This window comes from Amycolatopsis sp. DSM 110486 (assembly GCF_019468465.1).
Classification (GTDB): Bacteria; Actinomycetota; Actinomycetes; order Mycobacteriales; family Pseudonocardiaceae; genus Amycolatopsis.
This window is the reverse complement of sequence record NZ_CP080519.1, coordinates 5,991,531-6,013,430: the sequence shown is the minus strand read 5'-3', so window position 1 is coordinate 6,013,430 and position 21,900 is coordinate 5,991,531. Positions and strand designations below refer to the sequence as shown.

At 72.4% G+C, this 21,900-nt stretch carries 20 protein-coding genes; 5 read left to right on the top strand and 15 right to left on the bottom strand.

The annotated features are described in order from the left end of the window. Window positions 1–2 precede the first annotated feature (2 nt). Together K1T34_RS29210 and K1T34_RS29205 are read left to right on the top strand one after the other, a co-directional pair. Window positions 3–1,304, top strand: coding sequence for an alpha/beta hydrolase (locus K1T34_RS29210; protein WP_255637664.1), 1,302 nt, complete (start codon window positions 3–5; stop codon window positions 1,302–1,304). After that, window positions 1,301–1,663, top strand: a complete 363-nt coding sequence (locus tag K1T34_RS29205) for a hypothetical protein (protein ID WP_220237974.1) — start codon at window positions 1,301–1,303, stop codon at window positions 1,661–1,663. Before K1T34_RS29210 ends, K1T34_RS29205 begins: the two co-directional genes overlap by 4 nt. 30 nt (window positions 1,664–1,693) lie before the next feature. Here K1T34_RS29205 and K1T34_RS29200 read toward each other — a convergent pair whose 3' ends face one another. The 5 genes from K1T34_RS29200 to nadA all read right to left on the bottom strand — a co-directional run bounded on the left by K1T34_RS29200 (window position 1,694) and on the right by nadA (window position 6,847). Further along, window positions 1,694–2,023, bottom strand: a complete 330-nt coding sequence (locus tag K1T34_RS29200; protein ID WP_255637663.1) for a hypothetical protein — start codon at window positions 2,021–2,023, stop codon at window positions 1,694–1,696. Between the two features lie 35 nt (window positions 2,024–2,058). Further along, window positions 2,059–3,231, bottom strand: a complete 1,173-nt coding sequence (locus tag K1T34_RS29195) for a S8 family serine peptidase (protein ID WP_220237972.1) — start codon at window positions 3,229–3,231, stop codon at window positions 2,059–2,061. Between the two features lie 72 nt (window positions 3,232–3,303). After that, window positions 3,304–4,203 carry a carboxylating nicotinate-nucleotide diphosphorylase gene (gene nadC / locus K1T34_RS29190; protein WP_220237971.1) on the bottom strand — a complete coding sequence of 300 codons (900 nt, stop codon included), beginning with the start codon at window positions 4,201–4,203 and terminating at the stop codon, window positions 3,304–3,306. Then, window positions 4,200–5,840 carry an L-aspartate oxidase gene (locus K1T34_RS29185; RefSeq protein WP_220237970.1) on the bottom strand — a complete coding sequence of 547 codons (1,641 nt, stop codon included), beginning with the start codon at window positions 5,838–5,840 and terminating at the stop codon, window positions 4,200–4,202. Before K1T34_RS29185 ends, nadC begins: the two co-directional genes overlap by 4 nt. Then, entirely contained in the window at window positions 5,837–6,847 is a 1,011-nt protein-coding gene (gene nadA, locus K1T34_RS29180; RefSeq protein ID WP_220237969.1) for a quinolinate synthase NadA, read from the bottom strand. Before nadA ends, K1T34_RS29185 begins: the two co-directional genes overlap by 4 nt. A 113-nt stretch (window positions 6,848–6,960) precedes the next feature. Between nadA and K1T34_RS29175 the strand changes: the two genes are divergently transcribed. Continuing rightward, complete coding sequence (locus K1T34_RS29175; protein ID WP_220237968.1) at window positions 6,961–7,596, top strand: NUDIX domain-containing protein; 636 nt, start codon at window positions 6,961–6,963, stop codon at window positions 7,594–7,596. Window positions 7,597–7,635: 39 nt separating this feature from the next. Continuing rightward, window positions 7,636–8,358 carry an LON peptidase substrate-binding domain-containing protein gene (locus K1T34_RS29170; protein WP_220237967.1) on the top strand — a complete coding sequence of 241 codons (723 nt, stop codon included), beginning with the start codon at window positions 7,636–7,638 and terminating at the stop codon, window positions 8,356–8,358. Window positions 8,359–8,362: 4 nt separating this feature from the next. Here the strand turns inward: K1T34_RS29170 and K1T34_RS29165 are convergent, their stop codons facing one another. The 8 genes from K1T34_RS29165 to K1T34_RS29130 all read right to left on the bottom strand — a co-directional run bounded on the left by K1T34_RS29165 (window position 8,363) and on the right by K1T34_RS29130 (window position 18,452). After that, window positions 8,363–8,968: a DUF2567 domain-containing protein gene (locus tag K1T34_RS29165; protein ID WP_220237966.1), complete on the bottom strand. Its 606-nt coding sequence runs from the start codon at window positions 8,966–8,968 to the stop codon at window positions 8,363–8,365. Window positions 8,969–9,024: 56 nt separating this feature from the next. Further along, window positions 9,025–9,231 (bottom strand): hypothetical protein, encoded by a 207-nt coding sequence (locus tag K1T34_RS29160; protein WP_220237965.1) that lies wholly within the window; start codon window positions 9,229–9,231, stop codon window positions 9,025–9,027. Then, complete coding sequence (gene bioB, locus K1T34_RS29155) at window positions 9,218–10,240, bottom strand: biotin synthase BioB (RefSeq protein WP_370643847.1); 1,023 nt, start codon at window positions 10,238–10,240, stop codon at window positions 9,218–9,220. The genes K1T34_RS29160 and bioB overlap by 14 nt, the downstream gene beginning before the upstream one ends. A gap of 94 nt (window positions 10,241–10,334) precedes the next feature. Then, window positions 10,335–11,054, bottom strand: a complete 720-nt coding sequence (gene bioD / locus K1T34_RS29150; protein ID WP_220247475.1) for a dethiobiotin synthase — start codon at window positions 11,052–11,054, stop codon at window positions 10,335–10,337. 57 nt (window positions 11,055–11,111) lie between these two features. Beyond that, window positions 11,112–13,286, bottom strand: coding sequence for a bifunctional SulP family inorganic anion transporter/carbonic anhydrase (locus K1T34_RS29145; protein WP_220237963.1), 2,175 nt, complete (start codon window positions 13,284–13,286; stop codon window positions 11,112–11,114). A gap of 138 nt (window positions 13,287–13,424) precedes the next feature. Continuing rightward, entirely contained in the window at window positions 13,425–15,683 is a 2,259-nt protein-coding gene (locus K1T34_RS29140) for a bifunctional SulP family inorganic anion transporter/carbonic anhydrase (protein WP_220237962.1), read from the bottom strand. Between the two features lie 229 nt (window positions 15,684–15,912). After that, window positions 15,913–17,199 carry an adenosylmethionine--8-amino-7-oxononanoate transaminase gene (locus tag K1T34_RS29135; protein WP_220237961.1) on the bottom strand — a complete coding sequence of 429 codons (1,287 nt, stop codon included), beginning with the start codon at window positions 17,197–17,199 and terminating at the stop codon, window positions 15,913–15,915. A 44-nt stretch (window positions 17,200–17,243) separates the two neighbouring features. Then, window positions 17,244–18,452, bottom strand: coding sequence for a cytochrome P450 (locus K1T34_RS29130; RefSeq protein ID WP_370643395.1), 1,209 nt, complete (start codon window positions 18,450–18,452; stop codon window positions 17,244–17,246). Window positions 18,453–18,547: 95 nt separating this feature from the next. Between K1T34_RS29130 and K1T34_RS29125 the strand changes: the two genes are divergently transcribed. Then, window positions 18,548–19,174, top strand: coding sequence for a uridine kinase (locus tag K1T34_RS29125; protein WP_220237960.1), 627 nt, complete (start codon window positions 18,548–18,550; stop codon window positions 19,172–19,174). 6 nt (window positions 19,175–19,180) lie between these two features. On the opposite strand, the gene K1T34_RS29120 is transcribed toward K1T34_RS29125, so the two are convergent. Both K1T34_RS29120 and K1T34_RS29115 read right to left on the bottom strand, forming a co-directional pair. Then, on the bottom strand, window positions 19,181–20,338 hold the full coding sequence (locus tag K1T34_RS29120; RefSeq protein ID WP_220237959.1) for a glycosyltransferase family 4 protein: 1,158 nt from the start codon (window positions 20,336–20,338) through the stop codon (window positions 19,181–19,183). A 104-nt stretch (window positions 20,339–20,442) separates the two neighbouring features. Continuing rightward, window positions 20,443–21,507, bottom strand: a complete 1,065-nt coding sequence (locus K1T34_RS29115) for a C40 family peptidase (RefSeq protein ID WP_220237958.1) — start codon at window positions 21,505–21,507, stop codon at window positions 20,443–20,445. Window positions 21,508–21,900 lie beyond the last annotated feature (393 nt).

Genomic DNA, 21,900 nt, shown 5'->3' with positions numbered 1-21,900 from the left:
CGGTGACTGCTGCAGTGGACTCCGGGGGTTACCGGGTCGCTCCCGCCAAGCTCGACGCGGCCGCGGCGGACCTGGGCGGCCGCGCGGGCGCGCTCGAGACGGCGCAGAAGGCCGTGGCGGGGGTTTCCGTGCCCGCCACGGCCTTCGGCCAGGTGTCCGCTTCGGCGGACTGCGCCGCCACGTTGAAGAAGACGTTGTCCGAGCTCGGCGAGAAGATCGACGGACAGGTGCAGCGCGCGAAGGTGCTGCAGAACGGGCTCACCGCGTCGGCCGCGGGCTACCGGCGCACGGACGAGCAGGTGGCGGCTTCGTACCGGTCGCTGCTGCCGGAGGATCCGCTGCCGGCGGTGAGCGGCCCCGTCGGGGCGGCGGCGAGCGGGACCTGGGCGAATGCGATCGCTGCGAACCGCACCAAGGTTTCGGACGCGCTGACGGCGGAGCAGACGCGTTTGCAACAGCTTCAGTCTTCTGGCGGCAGCGCCGACGACATCGCGAGCTCGCAGCGGAGGATCGCGCTGTACCAGGACATTCTGGCGAACAACCGCCAGATCCTGCGGTTCGACCCCGCGGCCGACGGCCGGATCGCCGAGCTCGTGGGCTCGATCCAGCCGGGGACGCGCAACGTCGGGCTGTTCGTGCCGGGTGTGAACACGCGGCTGGACAACTTCCAGGGCTACGCCGACCTCGGCCGCAGCCTCGTGGCCGCCGACCCGACGGGCCGCACGGCGATGGTCGTGTGGGCCGACGGCGACTTCCCGCAGAACCCCCTGGTCGAGGGCCCGGACGCGAGCTACGCGCAGGCGATGGCCCCGGACCTCAAGACGTTCGGCGACGAACTGCGCGGCCAGGTCGACACCCAGACCGGCGGCGCCGCGACCATCACCGCCATCGGCCACAGCTACGGCGGCGCGACCGTCGGATTGGCCGATTCACAAGGCCTGGCCGTCGACCGCGTGCTGCACGTCGAGTCTGCGGGCATGGGCCACGGCGTCTGGAACCCGGCCGACCTGCCCGCGAGCCAGGCGGGCGTGCAGCGCTTCTCGATGACGGCGCCGCTCGACCCCATCGTGCTCGCCCAAGGCAACGCCTGGGGCGCCGAGTGGACCGGCATCGGCCACGGCGCCGACCCCGACACGTTCCCGGGCGTCACCGACCTCACGACGGGCAACGACGCGGCCGGCAACGAGCTCTGGGGCCTGTCCTCGCACAGCGACGTGCTCAAGCCCGGCTCCGACTCGTGGACCAACATCTACGGCGTCCTCACCGGCGGCGCGCTCACGACGGTGCCGGGGGTGCAGCGATGACCCTCTCGCTGCTGGCCCACGAGCTCACGGCCGTCATCGACGACGTCGCCGCCACCTTCGGCCCCGACGTGACCCCCACCGTCGCCGGCGAGCTCGACTGCGACCCCGCCCACCCGGGCACCCTGGTGTGCTGGCAGTACGGCGTCCGACTCGACCACTGCGGCGACGCGGAACACCGGCTGGCGGAGTCCGTGCTGCCCTCGCTGGAAGCCGCGGGCTGGTCCGCGCACGACCGCAGCACCCCCCGTGAACTCATCGCCCGCTTCAACCGCGACGGCGCCGACTTCACCGTCCACGTCGCCCGCGCCGGCGGCGGGGTGGCGATCATCGGCTCGACGCGCTGCGTGGTGCCGGTCTGAATCACCGGGCGTCACGCCGACCCCGCGGAGCTAACGCAGCCAGCGCAGGGCCGCTTCGGCGGTGTCTTCGGGTGTGCGGTTGAAGGCGATGGCCGCGGCGGGCGCGAGGCGGTGGACGAGGTTGACGACCTGCTCGAAGAGTTCCAGCAAAGGCTCGTAGCCGCGGATGCCGCCGCCGATGACGACGCAGGCGTAGTCGGCTCGGGTCAGAGCGGATTCGATGGCAGACAACGGATTGTCGTCCGGGGCGACGAGGCAGAGGTCGGATTCCAGGCCGTGGGTGGCGAAAGTGGCCTGGCCGCGCACGATGGCGGCCTGGACCGGGGCGGGGTCCCAGCCGTCGAGCCGGGTGGGGTCCAAGCCGATGACCAGGACGCGGCCTTGAGGCACGGGAATCAAGACCCGAACCGGGAGGCGCGCCACGAGCGGCGGCGGCCGCGGCGCACGGTGGCGACGGCGAGGCCCGCGGCGGCGGCCAGGACGACCCCGCCGAGGGCGATGGCGGCGGCGGGGATGTCCACACCGGCGTCAACGGGGGCCGGGGCAGGGACGACCGCAGGCAAAGCAATCGGAGCGACCGAGCCGCCCGGGCCCGCGACGGAAGCGGGCAGCGTCGACGAGACGGCGGCGTAGGCGTCCACGACGCCCCAGCCCCGGCGAGGGTCGTGGCCGCCCGACGGAGGGCGCGAGGCCGTCAGCGTCAAGCGGGTCACGACCTGGTCGCCCGTGAAGTCCGGGTGGGCGGCGCGCACCAGGGCGGCGACGCCGGCGACGTACGCAGCGGCCAGGCCCGGGTCCGTCACCGGCCAGCGGTGCGCGACGGCGCCGCCCGCGCCGGCCGAGGTGCTGACGAGGTCGGCGCCCGGGGCGGCGACGCCGAGGTAGTCGCCGGCTTCGGTCTGGACCGGGGCGCCCGCCTGGTTCGTGGAGCCGACGGCGAGTACACCCGACGAAGCGGTGGGATAGGTGTGCGCGCCCTGCTGGGTGGCGGCCGCGGCGGAGACCACGACGGCGCCGCGGGAATGGGCGCGCGCGACCGCCGCGTCCAAAGCCGGGCTGTCGAAAGCCGCCGGCACCGCGATGAGCAAAACCCCCGCGCCCCGGTCGAGGGCCGTGTTCATGGCGCCCGCCAGAGCGCCCGGGTCGCCGCCGTCGTGGGACGAAGCGTCGACGTATTGCAGCGGCACGAGCTTCGCGCCCGGTGCGACGCCGACGAAAGTCGTTTCCCCCGAAGGCTGCGCGGCGACGATCCCCGCGGCGATGGTGCCGCGGCCGTCGCAGTCGGACGGGGCCGTTCCGGGGCCGGTGAGGACCTGGCCGGGCGCGAACTGGCCGTTCTGCGCGTCGATGCCGGTGCCGATCACGGCCACGACCTGGCCGTCCCCGCGCGTGAGCGGCCACAGGCGCTGCGGGTCGACGAGCCGCTGGCCCCACGACACGGCGCCGGTGTAGGTGCCGGACGGGTTCGCGCACGCCCCCACCGCGCTCGCGGACCCGGCGACTCCGACGGAAGACAGGGAAGACACGGCCACGAGACCGGCCACGGCGAAGACGGCTGGCCACCTCACCGCGGCACCCTCCCGGAGAATCTCGCTGTCCGACAACGGGATTCTAGTCGAGCGGGCGCCGCGGCAACAGGTTCAGCGCAGGTCCATCCCAAGGTCCAACGCGGGCGAGGAGTGCGTGAGCGCCCCCACCGCGAAGTAGTCCACACCGGACTCAGCGTAGGCCTTAGCACGGTCGAGGGTGAGGCCACCAGAGGATTCCAGCCGCGTTTTCGGCGAAACGGCGTTGCGCCGCTCCACGGCCTTCGCGCAGTCCTGCGGCGTGAAGTTGTCCAGCAGAACCTCGTCGGCGCCCGCGGCGAGCGCCTCCTCCAGCTGCGCCAGGTTGTCGACCTCCACCTCGCACGCCAGCTCCGGCGCGTGCTCGCGCGCCGCCGCCAGCGCGGCCGTGACGGAACCCGCGGCGACGACGTGGTTGTCCTTGATCAGCACGGCGTCGCCCAGACCCATGCGGTGGTTCACGCCGCCACCGCAACGCACGGCGTACTTCTCCAGCAACCGCAGGCCCGGCGTCGTCTTGCGGGTGTCGCGGATCGCCGTGCCCGAACCCTCCACTTCGGACACCCACCGGGCGGTCGCCGTCGCGATGCCCGAGAGGCGGCAGACGAGGTTCAGGGCCGTCCGCTCGGCCGTCAGGAGGCCGCGTACGGTGCCCCGCACCGCGAGCGCGGGCTCGCCCGCCGCCACCCGCGACCCGTCGGGCCGGCTGGACACCACCTCGTAGTCCGAACCCAGCACCGCGTCGAACACCGCCAGGGCCACAGGCAGCCCGGCCACGACACCTGGCGAACGCGGGGTCAGCTCGGCAACCGCGCGCGCGTCGGCCGGGACCGTCGACGCCGTGGTGGCGTCCGGCCCGTACCGCAGGTCCTCTTCGAGCGCCGTGGTCACCACGCGGCGGACGTCGGCGACCTCGAGCCCCGCGTCCACGAGGGCGCGTGAGACGGCGTCGGAAAACGGGAACAACTCGGTCATGCCACACCTTCCAGAGCGATCGGGTCGGCCAGCACGGGCTGGCCGGAAGGGCTGAGCCGGATGAGCTGGCTGCGCCGCCAGCCCTCTGCCCGCTCGGGAAAATCGGACCGCACGTGGCAGCCGCGCGATTCGGTGCGCCGCGCCGCCGCGGCGAGCAGCGCCTGCGCCACCACGGTGAGCGCCGCGTCCTCCACGGCCACGTGCGTCCACAACGGACTGTCCTGCGTGGACAGGTCCAGCACGGAACCCGCCGCCGCCAGGCCATCGGCGTCGCGGCCGATCGCGGCGTAGCGGCTCATCACGCGCTGCAAAGCGTCGCGCTCGGCCGCCGGCGCCGACGTCCGCGAGGGCAAGCGCCCACGCGACGGGTCCGGCAGCAGCCCGGCCGCGAGGTCGGCGGCCACGGCCTGCGCCACGCGGTGCCCCACCACGAGGCCTTCGAGCAGGCTGTTGGACGCCAGCCGGTTGGCTCCGTGCAGCCCGGTGCGGGCCACCTCGCCCGCCGCGTACAGCCCGGTGACGCTCGACCGTCCGTCCACAGTGGTCACCACTCCGCCGCACGCGAAGTGCGCCGCGGGTGTCACCGGGATCGCGTCCACGGCCGGGTCGAGGCCCAGCACCGCGCAGGCCGCGTGCACGGTCGGGAACCGCTTCGCGAAGCCGGAAATGCCGGTGGCGTCGAGGAAAACGTGGTCGTCGACCCCGCCCGGCGCCAGCCCCATCCGCCGGGTGATCGCGGCCGACACGACGTCGCGCGGCGCCAGGTCGCCCAGCGGGTGCACGCCGGCCATCACCGACTGGCCGGCGCCGTCGACGAGCGTGGCTCCCTCACCGCGAACGGCCTCGGTGACGAGCGGGCACCGGCCACGAGCCCCCGGCGTGTAGAGCACCGTGGGGTGGAACTGCACGAACTCGACGTCGGCCACGGTCGCGCCCGCCCGCAAGGCAAGGGCGAGACCGTCGCCGGTCGCGATCTCCGGGTTGGACGTCGCCTGGTAGAGCTGGCCGAACCCGCCGCTGGCCAGCAGCACGGCCGAGGCCCGCACCACGCCGGGCACGCCGTCGCGGTCCAGCACGGTCACGCCCGCCACCTCACCCACGGGCGTGAGCAACGCGTCGACCGCGATGTGGTGCTGCAGCACCGGCACGCGCCGGTCGCCGGCCTGCGCCACCAACGTGCGCTCCACCTCGGCGCCTGTGGCGTCGCCGCCCGCGTGGATCACGCGGAACGCGCTGTGGCCGCCCTCGCGAGCGCGCGCCAAGCCTTCGGCACCGGCGTCGAACTGAGCGCCGCTGGCCCGCAGCCACTCCACGGCCGCCGGGCCGCCGTCGAGGATCGATCGTGCCGCGTCCTCGTCGCACAGGCCGGCGCCCGCGGTGAAGGTGTCTTCGGCGTGCTTCGCGACCGAGTCGTCGCGGTCGTGCTCGCCTTCCAACACCACCGCGACGCCGCCCTGGGCCCAGCGCGTGTTGCCGTCGGACACCGCGGCCTTGGTCACCACGAGCACGTGCAGGCCGAGCTCCTGCGCCCGCAGCGCGGCCGTCAGCCCGGCCACCCCGCTGCCCACGACAACGAGGTCCGCACGGGCTTCCCACGCCGGGGTTTTCGCCTGTGAAGCGTTAACCGGGGTGGTCATTCGCCGCCGCCGGGCTGCCCGATCTCGATCATCCGCTGCACCGAGGCCCGCGCCCTGGCGGCGGTCTCGAGGTCCACGTGGACCTCGTCCGCGCCTTCGCGCAGGCTCCGCAGCAGCGCGGCTGGCGTGATCATCTTCATGTACCGGCAGGACGCCCGGTCGTTCACCGCGCGGAAGTCGATCTCCGGCGCGGCCTTGCGCAGCTGGTGGATCATGCCGATCTCGGTCGCCACCAGCACCGAGCGGGCCTTCGTGTCCCGAGCCGCGTGCACCATGTCGCCGGTGGACAGGATCTTCACCCGCTCCGGCGCCACCACGCCCTCGCCCGCGAGGTAGAGCGCCGACGTCGCGCAGCCGCACTCGGGGTGGATGAACAGGTCGGCGTCGGGGTTCTCCTCGGCCCGCGCGGCCAGCTCGGCCCCGTTGATGCCGGCGTGGACGTGGCACTCGCCGGCCCAGATGTGCATGTTCTGCCGGCCCGTCATGCGCTTCACGTGCGCGCCGAGGAACTGGTCGGGAAGGAAGAGAACTTCCTGGTCAGCGGGGATCGAAGCCACCACGTCGACCGCGTTCGACGACGTGCAGCAGATGTCCGTCTCCGCCTTCACCTCGGCGGTGGTGTTCACGTACGACACCACGACCGCGCCCGGGTGCTCGGCCTTCCAGGCCCGCAGCTCGGCGCCGGAAATGGAGTCGGCGAGCGAGCAGCCGGCCCGCGCGTCGGGAATCAGCACCGTCTTCTGCGGCGCCAGGATCTTCGCGGTCTCGGCCATGAAGTGCACGCCGCAGAAGACGATCGTGGACGCGTCGCTGCTCGCCGCGATGCGGCTCAGCGCCAGCGAGTCGCCGGTGAAGTCGGCGATGTCCTGGATCTCGGGGACCTGGTAGTTGTGCGCCAGCAGCACCGCGTCGCGCTGACGAGCGAGCTCGCGCACCTCCTCCGCCCAGTCCGCGTTCGCCTCGACCCCGCCGTACGGAGTCAGGTTCTGCTCAACCGTGGTGGTCATGTGTGGCCCTCCTGGACCGTCGACGGGTTTTCGCCTTATAATCGAAAACCGTGCGAAGTCATCTTAACACCCAGACCCCCTTGGCCCACGAGGTTCTGGGAGCAGTCCTGCAAGTGCGCTCGGACACACTGCGCGTGCTCCTGTGGCGCCGCGCGCTCGACCCGCACCTGGGCCGCTGGTCGCTCCCGGGCGGCCGGCTGCGCCCCGACGAGGACGTCGAAACGTCCATCCGCCGCCAGCTCGCCGAGAAGGTCGACGTGCGCCAGCTCAAGCACGTGGAGCAGCTCTCGGTCTTCAGCGCGCCTGACCGCGTGCCGGGGCCGCGCGTGGTCGCCACGGCGTTCCTCGGGCTCGTGCCGTCGGACGTCGACCCGGAGATCCCCGAGGACACGCAGTGGCACGACGTGACCGCGCTGCCGCGCACCGCGTTCGACCACGAGGCGATCGTGCTGCGCGCCCGCGACCGGCTGCGCTCGAAGCTCAGCTACACCAACCTCGGCTTCGCCCTGGCGCCCGAGCAGTTCACGATCTCGGCCCTGCGCGGGCTCTACTCCGCCGCGCTGGGCTACCGGGTGTCGGCGACGAACCTGCAACGCGTGCTCTCGCGTCGGGGACTCCTCGTGCCCACCGGGGACACCGCGTCACCCGGTCGGGCCGGCGGGCGCCCGGCGGCGCTGTTCTCCTTCGCGGGCAAAGGGATGCAGATCACAGACCCGTTCGCAGTCCTCAAGCCGCCGCCGAAAAGGTGATGGACTGCGAGCGTGCCCCGGTACCCGTACGGTGGACGCGTGACCGAGCCGGAGCAGGAGCAGAACCCCAGTGGGACGGCGACACTGCCGTTGTTCCCACTGCAGACCGTGCTGCTCCCCGGTACGCACCTGCCGTTGCACATCTTCGAGCCGCGCTACCGCCAGCTGACCGCCGACCTCGTGGGCGGCGCCGTGCCGGGGCGCGAGTTCGGCGTGGTCTCGCTGCGTGCCCCGCTCGTGCGTGAAGTGCGTGGTCTGGACCATGTGTACGACGTGGGCTGCAGCACCGTGCTGCGCGAAGCGAAGCGGCTGCCGGACGGGCGCTACGACGTGGTCACCAAGGCCGCCCGGCGCTTCCGCCTGCGCGAGCTCGACTGCACGTCGGCGCCCTACCTGTTGGGCGTGGTCGACTGGCTGCCCGACGACGCCGTGCCCGCCAGCGCGGTCGAACCGGGGCAACGACTCGGCGAAGTCGCGCGCGCGGCCCACCGTCGCTACTGCGAGGCCGCCTGGCACGACGACGACTGGAGCACGCCGGACGACGACGCCGACGTCAACGAGCTCGCCTACCAGCTCGCCGCCGACTGCCTGTTGCCGCTGGAAGACCGCCAGCTGCTGCTGGAGGAGACGCACCCGTTGCGGCGCCTGCGCATCGTCTGCCGGCTGCTCACCCGCGAGGCGTGGTTCCTGGACACGCTCAGCGCCGTGCCGCTGCCGCCGACCGAGTTCGCCGACTTCTCGAAGCCGGCGAACCTCAACTAGCGCCTCAGCCGAGCCGACGGCCCAGGTCCTCGCGGCCGTTCCACGCCGCGAGCAGCGCGTAGACGAGCGAGGTCACCAACGGGGCCGCCAGCCAGATCCACCCGGACTCCAGCTGCGGCGGCGCCGAGATCACCGCGCCCAGCGCGGGTGCGGTGTCGATGGCGTACTTCGAGTTCACGAACGCCACGCCGATCTGCGTGCCGAGCCAGCCGGCCAGCGCGGCGCCCCCGGCGGCGGCCACGAACACGACCGGGCCCCGGCGTTCGCGCATCAGCCACACGATCACACCGATCAGCAGCCCCGTGGCCAGTGCCAGGAAGCCGTAGATGGCGAGGTCGTCGAAGCGGTGCCAGCTCTCCAGCTCCAGCGGCACCCGCTGCCCGTCGGCGGTGACCACGCGCTCGCGCTGCGGCGGCGCCATCAGCGACCACAGCCAGCCGAGCGGGATGCCGAGCAGGCCCGCCGTCGACAGCACGCTCACGGCCGGCAGCAGGTCGGCCTTCACCACGACCTTCGGCCGCGCGCGGTGCGGTGAGAAGAGGTTCGGCACCGACCAGGCGTCGGCCACGGCGGACGACCGGTGTGCTGCCTTGCCCGCGGAATCGACCACCCCGGACTCCCTCCCTGCGTTTGTGCGGACCGAGCGTAACCGGTCAGCACCCGCGGTCAACCACTGGCGGTCTCGCCGTGCCTGCTGCACCGCGCCGTCCAGCCGACGGGCGTCACCTGCACCACCATCCGGCGGGCGCAGAACACGCAGAACCGCGGCGGTTCGAGCGCCGTGCGCGGGTTTTGGCAGGCGTCGTGATCGGCGCCGCCGGGCGACGCCTGTCCACAGTGGACGCAGTAGGCGGGTGGGTCAGAGGCTGTCACTGAGGGCCTTGACCGGCATCTTCAGCTCGTCGAGCATCTTCAGGTCCGCGCTCGCGGGCCGGCCGAGGTTCGTCAGGTAGTTGCCGACGATGATCGCGTTGATCCCGCCCAGCATGCCCTGCTCCGCGCCCAGGTCGCCCAGGGTCAGCTCGCGGCCGCCGGCGAAGCGCAGCATCGTGCGCGGCATGGCGAGCCGAAACGCCGCGACCGTGCGCAGCGCGTCCTTGCCCTCGACGATCTCGAAGTTCTCGTACGGCGTGCCCGGCTGCGGGATGAGGAAGTTCATCGGCACCTCGTGCGGGCTCAGCTCGGCGAGCTGCACGGCGAACTCCGCGCGCTGCTCGACGGTCTCCCCCATGCCGATGATGCCGCCGCAGCAGACCTCCATGCCGGCCTCGGCGACCATCCGCAGGGTGTCCCAGCGCTCTTCCCACGAGTGCGTGGTCACGACGTCCGGGAAGTGCGAGCGCGCCGTCTCGAGGTTGTGGTTGTAGCGGTGCACGCCCATCTCGACGAGCTCGTCGACCTGCTCCTGGGTGAGCATGCCGAGCGAGCACGCGATCTGGATGTCGTTGCCGTCGGCACGGATCGCCTGCACGCCCTCACGGACCTGCGAGAGCAGCCGCTTGTCCGGACCGCGCACGGCGGCGACGATGCAGAACTCGGTCGCACCCGTCTCGGCGGTCTGGCGCGCGGCCTTGACCAGGCCGGGGATGTCGAGCCACGCCGAGCGCACCGGCGAGGGGAAGCGGCCCGACTGCGAGCAGAAGTGGCAGTCCTCGGGGCAGCCGCCGGTCTTGAGGCTGACGATGCCCTCGACCTCGACCTCCGGGCCGCACCAGCGCATGCGCACCTCGTGCGCGACCTGCAGCGCCTCGCCGAGCCGTTCGTCGGGCAGCCGGAGCACGGCCAGCACCTGTTCTTCAGACAATCCGACCCCGCGCTCGAGCACCTGCTCGCGCGCGACGGCCAGCACGTCCGAAATGTCCTGGGCCGGCTTTCCCGCCACTGCGGTCACGACGTCTCCTGTCTGTCGAACTTCTGCACGGACGCGCTCTCCGGTCATGGTGCCTGAGAGCCCGCCGCCTGGGCTGCGACGCCCGTCACTTATTCACGGAAGCGGCCCGCGTGAAAGCCTCCGGGTCGAACTCCCCGCCGAACCACGGCGAGAGCCCGGCGCGCGCCCGTTCCACGAACGTATCGTGATCCGTCGCCGCCAGCCCCCCGGGCAGCACCCCGAGCAGGGGTGCCCCTGCCGCGGTGGGCAGGTCGTGCAGGTTCTCCACGGACGCGAGATCCGGCTCGGCCGGCCACGCGCCGACCACCACACCCACGACATTGAGGCCGCGCCGCGTCGCGACCTCAGCGGTCAGCGCCGTCGCGTTGAGCGTGCCGAGGCCCGGCTGGGCCACGATCACGATCGGCGCGCCGAGCGCCCACGCGACGTCGGCCAGCCCGCTGCCGTCGGCGTCGAAGCGCACCAGCAAGCCACCGGCACCCTCCACGAGCGTGAGGTCGTGCTCGGCGTCGAGTGCGGTGGCGGCGGCCGCGATCTCGCCCGGGCCCAGCGTCGGCAGGCCGCTGCGCCGAGCCGCCGCCTCCGGGGAGAGCGGGTCGGGGTAGCGCCGCAGCTCACGCGTGGTCACGCCCTTGCCGGCCAGGCGCACGACCTCGTCGAGGTCGCCCGCCTCGCCCGGCACGACCCCGGTCTGGGCCGGCTTGAGCACCGCGACGCGCTGCCCTTGCCCGAGCGCCAGCGCCGCGATCGCCGCCGTGGTGATCGTCTTGCCGACCTCGGTCCCGGTCCCCGTCATCACCAGCATGGTCACGGGCCATCAACTTAGTCACCCGCACCCGGTGCGCACCACGTCCGGGTGGGATCACCCACGATGTGGGGTGACCGGCGTCCCCGCCGCCACGAACGCGCCCGCCACCGGGTCGGACAGGTAGACCTGGGCCGCGCCGACGTCGAAGTACAGGCCCGTGAGGAGCAGCTCGCCGCGGGCTTCGGCCTCGGCGACCAGCGGGTACGCGCGCAGGTGGTCGAGCTGCTGCAGCACGTTGTGCAGGGCCAACCGGTCGGGTTCACGGGCGGGAAGCTCGCCGCCGAGCGTGACCGGGCCGCCGCGGCGCAGGCTGGGCTCGGCGTGGCGCAGCCAGCCCTCCAGCGCCGTGCCGGCCGGCGGCCCGTCGGCGAGCGCGCCCATCGCGCCGCACGAGGAGTGCCCGCACACCACGATCTCGCGCACGTGCAGCACCCCCACCGCGTACTCGACGGCGGCGTTCATCGACGGGTCGGCCTGCGCGGGCGGCACGAGGTTGCCGATGTTGCGGACGGTGAACAGGTCGCCCGGCCCCGACGTGGTGATCAGGTTGGGCACGATGCGCGAGTCGCCGCAGGTGATGAACAGCGTGTGCGGGCGCTGGCCGTCGGCGAGGCCCGAGAGCGTCTCCTTCAGCAGCGGCGCGGCCCGGCGCTGGAACTCCGTGGCGCCGCGGTGGGTCCGCTGGCCGGGCAGGCGGACGTCGACGGCCTGCCAGTCGGACCACGGCGCGAGCCAGCGGGGCACGGCGCCGGCCGCAGCCGTGCGCCGCAGCGTCGGGGTGCCCTCCTTGCCCTTGCCGAACCACGGGTGGCCGACCTCGTCGACGACCACGGTGCCGCCGGCCCGTTCGTGGGCCTGCTGCCAGCTCGACAGGCTTTCGAAGGCGGCGTGGTCGAGGTAGTCGGCGACCAGCTCGAGGGTCACGACCGTGCCGGGCGGGACGGCGCCGAGCACCTTCGACAGGCGCGGCACGGACAGGAATGTGAGCACGCCCTCCACGACCACGCGCCACTCGTCGCCGTCCCGCTCGGCGTGGACACCGGACCACACCGTGCGGCGCAGCATGAGGGCCACGGCCAGCACGATCCCGGCGAGCACGCCCGTGAGCAGGTCGAACACCACCACCCCAGCGAGCGTCACGAGGTAGAGCGCGAGGTCGCCGTGGCGCAGGACCTGCCTGAGGTGGCCGGGGTTCACGAGCTTCACGCCGACGTGCACGAGCAGGCCGGCGAGCGCGGCCAGCGGGATGTTCCCGATCAGCCCGGCGAGCGCGACGACGAAGACCAGCACCCACACGCCGTGCAGGATCGCGGACGCGCGGGTCTTGGCGCCCGCGGCGACGTTGGTGGAGCTGCGCACGATCACGCCGGTCACGGGCAGGCCGCCGAGCGCGCCGGACACGAGGTTGGCCGCGCCCTGGCCCACGAGCTCGCGGTCGAGGTTCGCGCGCGGGCCGGTGTGCAGCTTGTCCACGGCGACGGCCGAGAGCAGGCTCTCGACGCTCGCGATCAACGCGATGGTCACCGCCGCCAGCGCGACGTCGGTCCAGCCCTCGCCGGGCAGCTGCGGCGCGAAGCGGATCTGCAGCAGGTCGCCGGGCAGCTCCACGCGCGGCAACGTCATGCCCGCGACGAGCGAGATCACCGTGGCGAAAGCGATCGCCGCGAGCGGCCCGGGCACCTTGCGCACAGCGGCGGGCAGGCGCGGCCAGACCACGAGGATCACGATGGTGAGCAGCCCGATCACGGCCGCCGCGTCGTGGTGGGCCACGACCTGCGCGGGCAGCTCGGCGATGTTCTCCAGCGCGGAGCTCTGCGCCTGCCCGCCGAGCACGACGTGGAGCTGGCCCAGCACGATCGTCACGCCGATGCCGGCGAGCATCCCGTGCACGATGGCCGGCGAGATCGCCAGCGCCGCCCGTGCGATGCGGCTCAGGCCCAGCAGCACCTGCAGCGCACCGGCGAGCACCGTGATCAAGCAGGTGACGGCCCACCCGAAGGTGGCGATCGTCTCGGCCATGATCACCGTCAGGCCGGCCGCGGGCCCGCTGACCTGCAGCGGCGAGCCGCCCAGCGCTCCGGCGACCACACCGCCGACCACAGCGGCGATCAGCCCGGCGACGATCGGCGCCCCGGACGCGAGCGCGATGCCCAGCGAGAGCGGCACGGCGACGAGGAAGACCACGAGCGAGGCGGGCACGTCGTGGCGAAGCACGGCAAGTCGGCTCATGATCACCAGGTAACCCGAGTGTGGGTTAAATGTCCGCTATGTCCCACCTGATGGCATGAATTTTTATCGGACACCCCACTCTCGGGTTGCGCGGGAGCTCGACCACTGGCCGGTGCGTGTGCGCACCGGCCCAGCTGGTCAGTGCACCGTCGAGCCGGCCGGGACGAAGCTGCGGTGAGCTGCGTCCAGCAACGAGACCTGGGCGGCGCCGACGTCGAAGTACATGCCCGTCAGCGTCAGGTCGCCGGCGGCCAGGGCGTCGGCCACGACCGGGTGGGTGCGGAGGTGGTCGAGTTGCTGGACGACGTTGTGCAGCGCCAGCTGGTCGCACTCGGCGGTCGGGCGCCGGCCGTCGAGCAGCAAGGCCGCCTCCGATGCGCGGCGACGGAGGGTGGGTTCGCCGTGGCGCAGCCAGTTGCCGAGGCGCGTGAGGCCCTCGGGGGCCTGCCCGAGGAGCGCCTTCATCGCGCCGCACGAGGAGTGGCCGCACACCACGATCTCGGGCACCTTGAGCACCCCCACGGCGTACTCGACGGCCGCGCCCACCGAGGAGTCGGTTCCGTCGCCGGCGGCGGGGACGAGGTTGCCGATGTTGCGCACCGCGAACAGGTCGCCCGGGCCCGACGTGGTGATCAGGTTGGGCACGATCCGCGCGTCGCCACAGGTGATGAAAAGGGTGTGCGGCTGCTGGCCGTGCGCGAGGCCGCTGAGGGTGTCGCGCAGCAGTGGCGCGGTGCGGCGTTGGAACTCCGATGCGCCACGGGACAACGGCGAGGCGCCGTCCCGCGGTCCGGGCAGCGAAACGTGCTCGGCCTGCCACTGCGACCACGGCGCGAGCCACCGCGGCAGCACGCGCGCCGCGAGGCTGCGTCGCACGGTGGGCTCGCCGGAGCTGCCGCGGCCATACCAGGGGTGCCCGATCTCGTCGACGGTCACCGTGCCGCCGGCTTTCACGTGCGCCTGCTGCCAGCCGCGCAGGCAGTCGAACGCCGCGTGGTCGAGGTAGTCCACGAGCAGCTCCAGCGTCACGTCGGCGCGCTCGGGCACGCCGGCGAGCACCTTCGTCAAGCGGGGCACCGAAAGGAACGTGAGCGCGCCCTCGATCACCACGCGCGTGCCGCGCTCGCCCGTCTCCACGTGCACGCCGGAGTGGACCATCCGCCGCAGCATGAACGCGAGCGCCAGCAGCACGCCGGCCGCGACGCCGGTCAGCAGGTTCACGAACACCGCGCCGACGAGCGTCACCGCATACACCGCGAGGTCGCCGTGGCGCAGCACTTCCTTCAGCGCCGGGAGGTTCACGAGCTTGGCGCCCACGTACACGAGCAGCCCGGCCAGCGCGGCGAGCGGAATGTAGCGCAGCACGCCGGTGAGCAGCAGGCAGAACCCGAGGATCCAGCACGAGTGCAGCAGCGCCGACGCGCGGGTCTTCGCGCCGGCCTCGTAGTTGGTCATGGTCCGCACGATCACGCCGGTCACGGGCAGCCCGCCGAGCGCGCCGGACGCGACGTTGCCGGCGCCCTGGCCGATGAGCTCACGGTTGAGGTCCGTGTGGCGCCCGCCGCGCAGCTTGTCGATGGACACCGCGGAAAGCAGGCTCTCCAGGCTCGCGATGAGCGCGACCGTGACGGCTGCGAAGGCCACGCCGCTCCAGCCGCCCGAAGGCAGCTGCGGCACAAACCCGAACGACGGCAGCGCGGCGGGCAGGTCCACGCGCGGCAACGACATCCCGGCGGCGACGGACAGCCCCGTCGCGACCGTGACGGCGGCCAGCGGCCCCGGCACCTTCCGCACCGGCGCCGGCAGCTTCGGCCACACCAGCAGGATCGCGACGGTGAGCACGCCGATCAGCACGGCCTGGTCGTGGTGGCCGACGATCTGCCCGGGCAGCGCCGCGAGGTTCGCGAGCGCGGAGCCCTGGGCCCGGCCGCCGAGCACCACGTGGAGCTGGCCGAGCACGATCGTCACGCCGATGCCGGCCAGCAGGCCGTGGACGATCGCGGGTGAGATGGCCAGCGCGGCGCGGGCGAAGCGCAGGAGCCCGAAAAGGATCTGCAGCAGGCCGGCGCCGACGGTCACGGCGCAGGTGACGGCCCAGCCGTAGGTGGCGATGGTGTCGGCGAGCACCACGGTCAGGGCTGCGGACGGCCCGCTGACCTGCAGGGCCGACCCGCCGAGCAGGCTCGCGACCAAGCCGCCGACGACGGCGGAGACGAGGCCCGCGAGGAGTGGCGCGCCGACAGCGAGGGCGACGCCGAGAGAGAGCGGCACGGCCACGAGGAAGACGACCAGCGAGGCCGGCACGTCGTGGCGCAGGATGTTCTGGAGGGTCCGGTTGGCTTGGGCGCGGCGCGACGGGGGTCCGGTGTCGTGCTCGCCACGAACGATCTCGATCATGGCGACAGGAAAGCGGAAAAAGATCGAAAAGTCCGCTACGCGAACGATCTTCAGGTTTGCTTGTGAACCGGAGAACTAGGACGTTTCCGGCAAAGCTCACCAATCCGTCAGAAACTCACGAAGCGGCTCAGACCTGATCGCGTGGAAACCCCAGAGTTCCGGCAACTTTACGTGACTCACAGTATGCAGCCCGTTTCTTATGGCCGCGGTCACACTCGACCGGGTGAATTCAGGCTTTTTCAGCCGCCGCGAGCATCGCACCGGTGATCACGGCCAGGTCCGCGTCGTCCGTGACGTACGGCGGCATCGCGTACACGAGGTCGCGGAACGGCCGCAGCCACGCGCCCTCCGCCGTCACGATGTCGGTGGCCACGCCGAGGTCGACCTCGTGGTCGAGCTGCAGCACGCCGATCGCGCCGAGCACCCGCACATCGCGCACGTTCGGCAGGTCCCACGCCGGCTCGAGACCACGCCGCAACCCATCCTCGATCCGCGAGACGTCCGAGCGCCACCGGCCCTCGGCCAGCAGCCCGAGCGACGCGTTGGCGACGGCGGAGGCCAGCGGGTTGCCCATGAACGTCGGCCCGTGGGCCAGCACCGGCAGGTCACCTCGCGCGATGCCGGCGGCGATCTCGGGCGTGCACAGCGCCGCGGCCATCGTGAGGTAGCCGCCGGTGAGCGCCTTGCCGAGGCACAGCACGTCGGGCGTCACGCCGGCGTGCTCGGCCGCGAACATCCGGCCCGTGCGCCCGAAGCCGGTGGCGATCTCGTCGAACACGAGCAGCACGTCGTGCTCGCGCGTGAGCTCGCGCAGCGCGCGCAAGTAGCCGGGGTGGTGGAAACGCATCCCGCCCGCGCCCTGCACCACGGGTTCCACGATCACCGCGGCCAGCTCGTGCGCGTGCTTCTCCAGCGCGGTGGCGAGAATGTCCACATAGGACTGGTCAACCGGCGCGTCGAAGCCGGCCGGCGGTTCGGGCACGAACACCTGTTCCGGCAGGACTCCGCGCCACAGCGAATGCATGCCGCCGTCGGGGTCGCAGACGCTCATGGGCGTGAACGTGTCACCGTGGTAGCCACCGCGCCACGTGAGCAGCCGCCGCTTCTCCGGCAACCCGCGCGAACGCTGGTACTGCAGGCACATCTTGACGGCGACCTCGACCGAGACCGAGCCGGAGTCGCACAGGAACACGTGCTCGAGACCCTCGGGCGTGAGGTCCACAAGGGTCTTGGCGAGCGTGATCGCCGGCTCGTGCGTGAGGCCGCCGAACATCACGTGGCTCATCCGCCCGGCCTGCTCGGCCAGCGCCGCGTCGAGCACCGGGTGCCGGTAGCCGTGCACCGCCGCCCACCACGACGACATGCCGTCGACGAGCTCACGGCCGTCCGCCAGCTTCAGCCGCACCCCGCTCGCCTCGGAGACGAGCAGCGGCGCCACCCGTCCCGGCATCGGCGCGTACGGGTGCCACACGTGCGCGGCGTCGAGGGCGAGCAGGTGGTCGGCGCTGGAGTCCACGCGCCGACCCTACGTGCCGCCCCGCCCGCTCCGCGCACAAGAGCTCAGCGGAGCAGCACGGGCAGCGTCTTGACGCCGTGCACCAGCGGGCTCGTGCGGTAGACCAGGTCCTCCTCCGGCACGGCCGCTCGCAGCTGCGGGAAGCGCGCGAGCAGCGCCGTGAGCGCGATCTCCGCCTCCATGCGCGCCAGCGGGGCGCCGACGCAGTAGTGGATGCCGTGGCCGAAGGCGAGGTGGCCGCCGGCCGCGCGCGTGACGTCGAGGTCGGCCGGGTCGGGGAAGCGGCCCTCGTCGCGGTTGGCGGCGAGCAGCGAGACCTGCACGAACTCACCCGCGGGGATCTTGTGGTCGCCGACCTCCACGTCCTCGACGGTGTAGCGGAGGGTGGCGATGTTGATGGGCCCGTCGAAACGCAGGAACTCCTCGACGGCGCCGGGCATCAGCGACGGGTCCGCCACCAGCTTCGCGCGCTGCTCGGGCGCGCGAAGCAACGCCACCACCGCGTTGCCGATCAGGTTCACGGTGGTCTCGTGGCCCGCGACGAGCAGCAGGAAGGCCATCGCGACGAGCTCTTCCTCGCTCAGCGAATCGCCTTCGTCGGTGGCCTGCACGAGGCCCGAGAGCAGATCTTCGCCCGGTTCGGCGCGCTTCTGCGCGACCAGCCCCACGAGGTAGGTGTGCATGGCCACCGCGGCCGCCTGCATCTCGTCGAGGTCGCCCGCGCCCAGCAGGATGTTGGACCAGCCGGTGAACTCGCCGCGGTCCTCCTCGCGCACGCCGAGCAGCTCGCAGATCACGGTGATCGGCACCGGGCCCGCGAACGCGGCCATGAGGTCGACCTGCTCGTGCTCCTCCATCGCATCGAGCAGCTCGGTGGTGATCTGCTCGATGCGCGGGCGCAGCCCGGCGATCGCCCGCGAGGTGAACGCCTTGTTCACGAGCTTGCGCAGCCGTGTGTGGTCCGGCGCGTCGGTGTTGAGCATGTGCGCGCCGAGCAGCTGGCCGAAGGACCGGTTGATGTTCTCGCCCCCGGCCTTCGCGATCATCAGGTCGTAGGCGCCGCGATTGTCCTTGCTCAGCCGCGGGTCCGCGAGCAGCGCCCGCGCCTCGTCGTAGCCCGTCACGAGGTAAGACGGTGTGCCGTGCGGCATGCGGATCGGGCACACGGCGCCCTGGTCGTGAAACCGCCCCAGCGTCTCGTGCGTGTGCTGCATGAACTTGTCGTCGATCACGGGAATTTCTTCGACGGCCACTTCGCCCCCAAGGTTTCCGTCTGACTGGTCTCGTGCCTCCCAGTATGCCCACGCGCCGGTGTGCTGTGTGGCGCTCGCGGGCAGGATGGGTTTCCGTGCGCTACCGACCCATCTCCCCCGACGTGCTGGCCGCCGAGCTGACCGAGCGCGTCGCGGCCTTGCCGCACCGCCGGCTGGCGGTCGCCGTGGACGGCGCCGACGATGCCACCGATACCGCGGGTCTCGCCGACGCGCTCGTGGACCCGTTGCGGCTGCTGGGCCGCGCCGCGGTGCGCGTGCCCGCGAGCGGGTTCCTGCGTCCGGCGTCGCTGCGCTTCGAGCACGGCAAGCGCAACCCCGACGCGCGCTACACCGACTGGCTCGACCTCGGCGCCCTGCGCCGGGAGGTCCTCGACCCGCTCGCCGGCGAAGGCAGCGGCGAGGTGCTGCCGGCGCTGTGGGACACCGAGCGCGACCGCGCCACGCGGATGGCGCGCGTGCCCGTGCCGGAAGGCGGCGTGGTGCTCGTCAACGGCGAGTTCCTGCTCGGCGCCGGCCTCGCGTTCGACCTCGTGGTGCACCTGTGGCTCTCCCCCGCCGCGCTGCACCGCCGCCTGCCCGACGACGACGCGTGGGCGCTGCCCGCGTACGAGCGCTACGAGTCGGAGGTCGACCCGGGCGCGCTCGCCGACGTCACGGTCCGCGTCGACGACCCGCGCCACCCGGCCGTGTACGAGCCCTGACGAGCCCTAGCGCACGGCGGCGACCGGATCGCCGTCCAGCAGGCCGGACAGGCGCTGCGCCATCGTGTCCCAGCGCCAGTTCTCCGCGACCCACGCGCGCCCCGCCTCGCCCATGCGGCGGGCCCGCACGGGGTCGGACAGGAGGGCCTCGAGGGTGTCGCGCAGCTGGCCGACGTCGCGACCGTCCACGACGTGACCGGTCACCTCGTCGAGCACCGCCTCGGGCGCGCCGCCCGACGTGCCGGCCACCACGGGCAAGCCGGTCGCCGACGCCTCCAGGTAGACGATCCCCAGCGCCTCCACGTCGAGCCCCTTGCCGCGGGTGCGCGCGGGCATCGCGAAGACGTCGCCCGCGTTGTAGTGCGCCGGCAGCTCGGCCCACGGCACGGAGCCGGTGATGACCACGTTGTCGGCCACGTCGAGCTCGGCGACGAGCTCCGTGAGCCGCTTGCGGTACGGACCGCCGCCGACCAGCAGCAGCGCCACGTCCGGCACGCGCTTGCGCAGCTCCGGCAGCGTGCGGATGAGCATGTCCTGGCCCTTGCGCGGCACGAGCCTCGACACGCACACGACCGTCGGCCGGTCGCCCAGGCCGTGGCGGGCGCGGATCTCCTCGCGCGCCCCCGCGTCGGGCGCGAAGAGCGTGGTGTCGACGCCGGACGGCAGCATCTCGAGCCCCGCCATCGGCCCGAACGCCGCGCCGAAGCGGCGGCGCGTGTACTTGCTGACGTAGGTGAGCACGTCGACCGTGTCGCCGATGCGCCGCAGCGCCTGGCGCGAACCCGGCAGCATCGACCAGCCGACCTCGTGCCCGTGCGTGGACGCGACGACCCGCCTCGCGCCGGCCTGGCGCAGCGGGTGCCCCAGCAGCGCCAGCGGCGCGGCCGCACCGAACCACACGGCTTCGCAGTCGCGGGCCCGCATGATCTGCTTCGCGCGGCGCAGCACGTCGGGCGTCGGCAGCATCAGCGACGTCGGGTGCCGCACGACCTCGAACGGCGCCTCGGCGTCGAAGTCGACGTGCGAGCCGGCTTTCCCTTCCCACGACGGCGCGTAGACCACCAGGTCGTCGGCCGGGAGCCGCGTGGCGAGCGAGTTGAGGTAGTTCTGGATCCCCCCGGGCCGCGGCGGGAAGTCGTTGGTCACGAGCAGCGTCCTCAGCACACGGGCAGGCTACTGGGCACGCTCGCCGGCGCTGTGGCCCACCAACGACCACGGGGCGGCACCGCGTGCGCGGTACCGCCCCGTGGTCAGGGAAGGGTTGCTGCTCAGCTGCTGGGGCGGCGGGCGCCCACGTACTGGCTCTGCAGCGGCGAGATCTTCACGACGTCGCCGGTGGTCGGAGCGTGCACCATCTTGCCTTCGCCGATGTACATGCCCACGTGGGAGACCGGGGTGTAGTAGAACACCAGGTCGCCCGGCTGGAGCTGGCTGCGCGGGATCGGGGTGCCGAAGGTCGACTGCTCCCGGCTCGAGCGAGGCAGCGTGATGCCCGCCTGCCGGTAGGCCCACTGCATCAGGCCCGAGCAGTCGAACGTGCTCGGGCCGGTGGCGCCCCACACGTAGGCGTCGCCGAGACGGCTCAGCGCCGCGTCCACGGCCGCCTGGGCCGCGGGCCCGGGCGCCTTGATGTTCACCGGCGGGGCGCTGCCCTTGTCGCCGCGCAGGGCCTGGTCCAGTGTGGACAGCGCGGGCTCGGTCTTCTTGAGCTGGTCGATCTGGTCTTTGAGCGTCTTCTGCTTGGTCTTGATGTCGTTCGCCAGCTTCGCAGCCGCGTCACGGGCGTCCGTCGCGCGCTTGGCGGCGTCGGCGGCCAGCTTCGTGGCGTCCTGAGCCTGCTTCACGGCACCGGCCAGCGCGTCGAGCGCGGCGTCCTTCTGGGACGCGATCTGGTCCAGCGCGGAAGAACGCTCGAGGAACTCCTGCGTCGACGTGCCCGCGAGCAGCGCCGAGAGCTTGTTCATCTGCACGCCGCTGAGGAACGAGGCGCCGGCGAACTTGTCGACGTCGACGCGGTAGAGCTTCTCGTTGTTCTCGGCCTGCTGCGCGGACTTCTTCGCGTTCTCGACGTCGCCGTTGGCCTTGTCGAGGTCCTTCTGGCGGGCCGCTTGGTCGTCCTGGGCCTTGAGGAGGTCCTCGTTGGCCTTTTCGGCCTGCGAGGCGAGGTCGCGGTACTTCGCGAGGGCGTCCGAACCGGAGTCGGGCGGGGTCTGGAGGGCGGGGATGGGAGCTGCGATGGCCGTGGCCGAGGGCTGGGCGATGGTGACCATGGCGATCACCGAAGCTGCCGCGAGGGCACCTGACACCACGCGCTTCACTGGATGCGACTGCACGGTCGCGCGTGTCTCCTTTGCTGTCGGGCCGCCGTCGGAACCTCGTGACGCCGAAGAGGTCGGGGGCCCTCTTCCGTGCGTCCACCCCGCGCGTTTCCGGGCCGCGTTTCACTGCAACAGCCTCACGCGCACGGTGTGGTTCCGGTGTTGGCTCCCCGACAAAGCCTTTTCCGGCGGCGATCTCGCGTCGCCGTCTTGCCGACGGCTGCTGGCCACGAGATCTCGGACAGGTTACGAAAAGACCGTCACCGCGTCCACCGGGCCCCACATAAAAACTCTCCGTAGTTCGCCGAAACACCATCGGACCAGCGAGGGAGGGTTTGTGTGATCGCGGTCATACTCTGTGGTGTCTAAATTGCGTGAATTCGCTACCGACCGTTCATCCGACTAGAT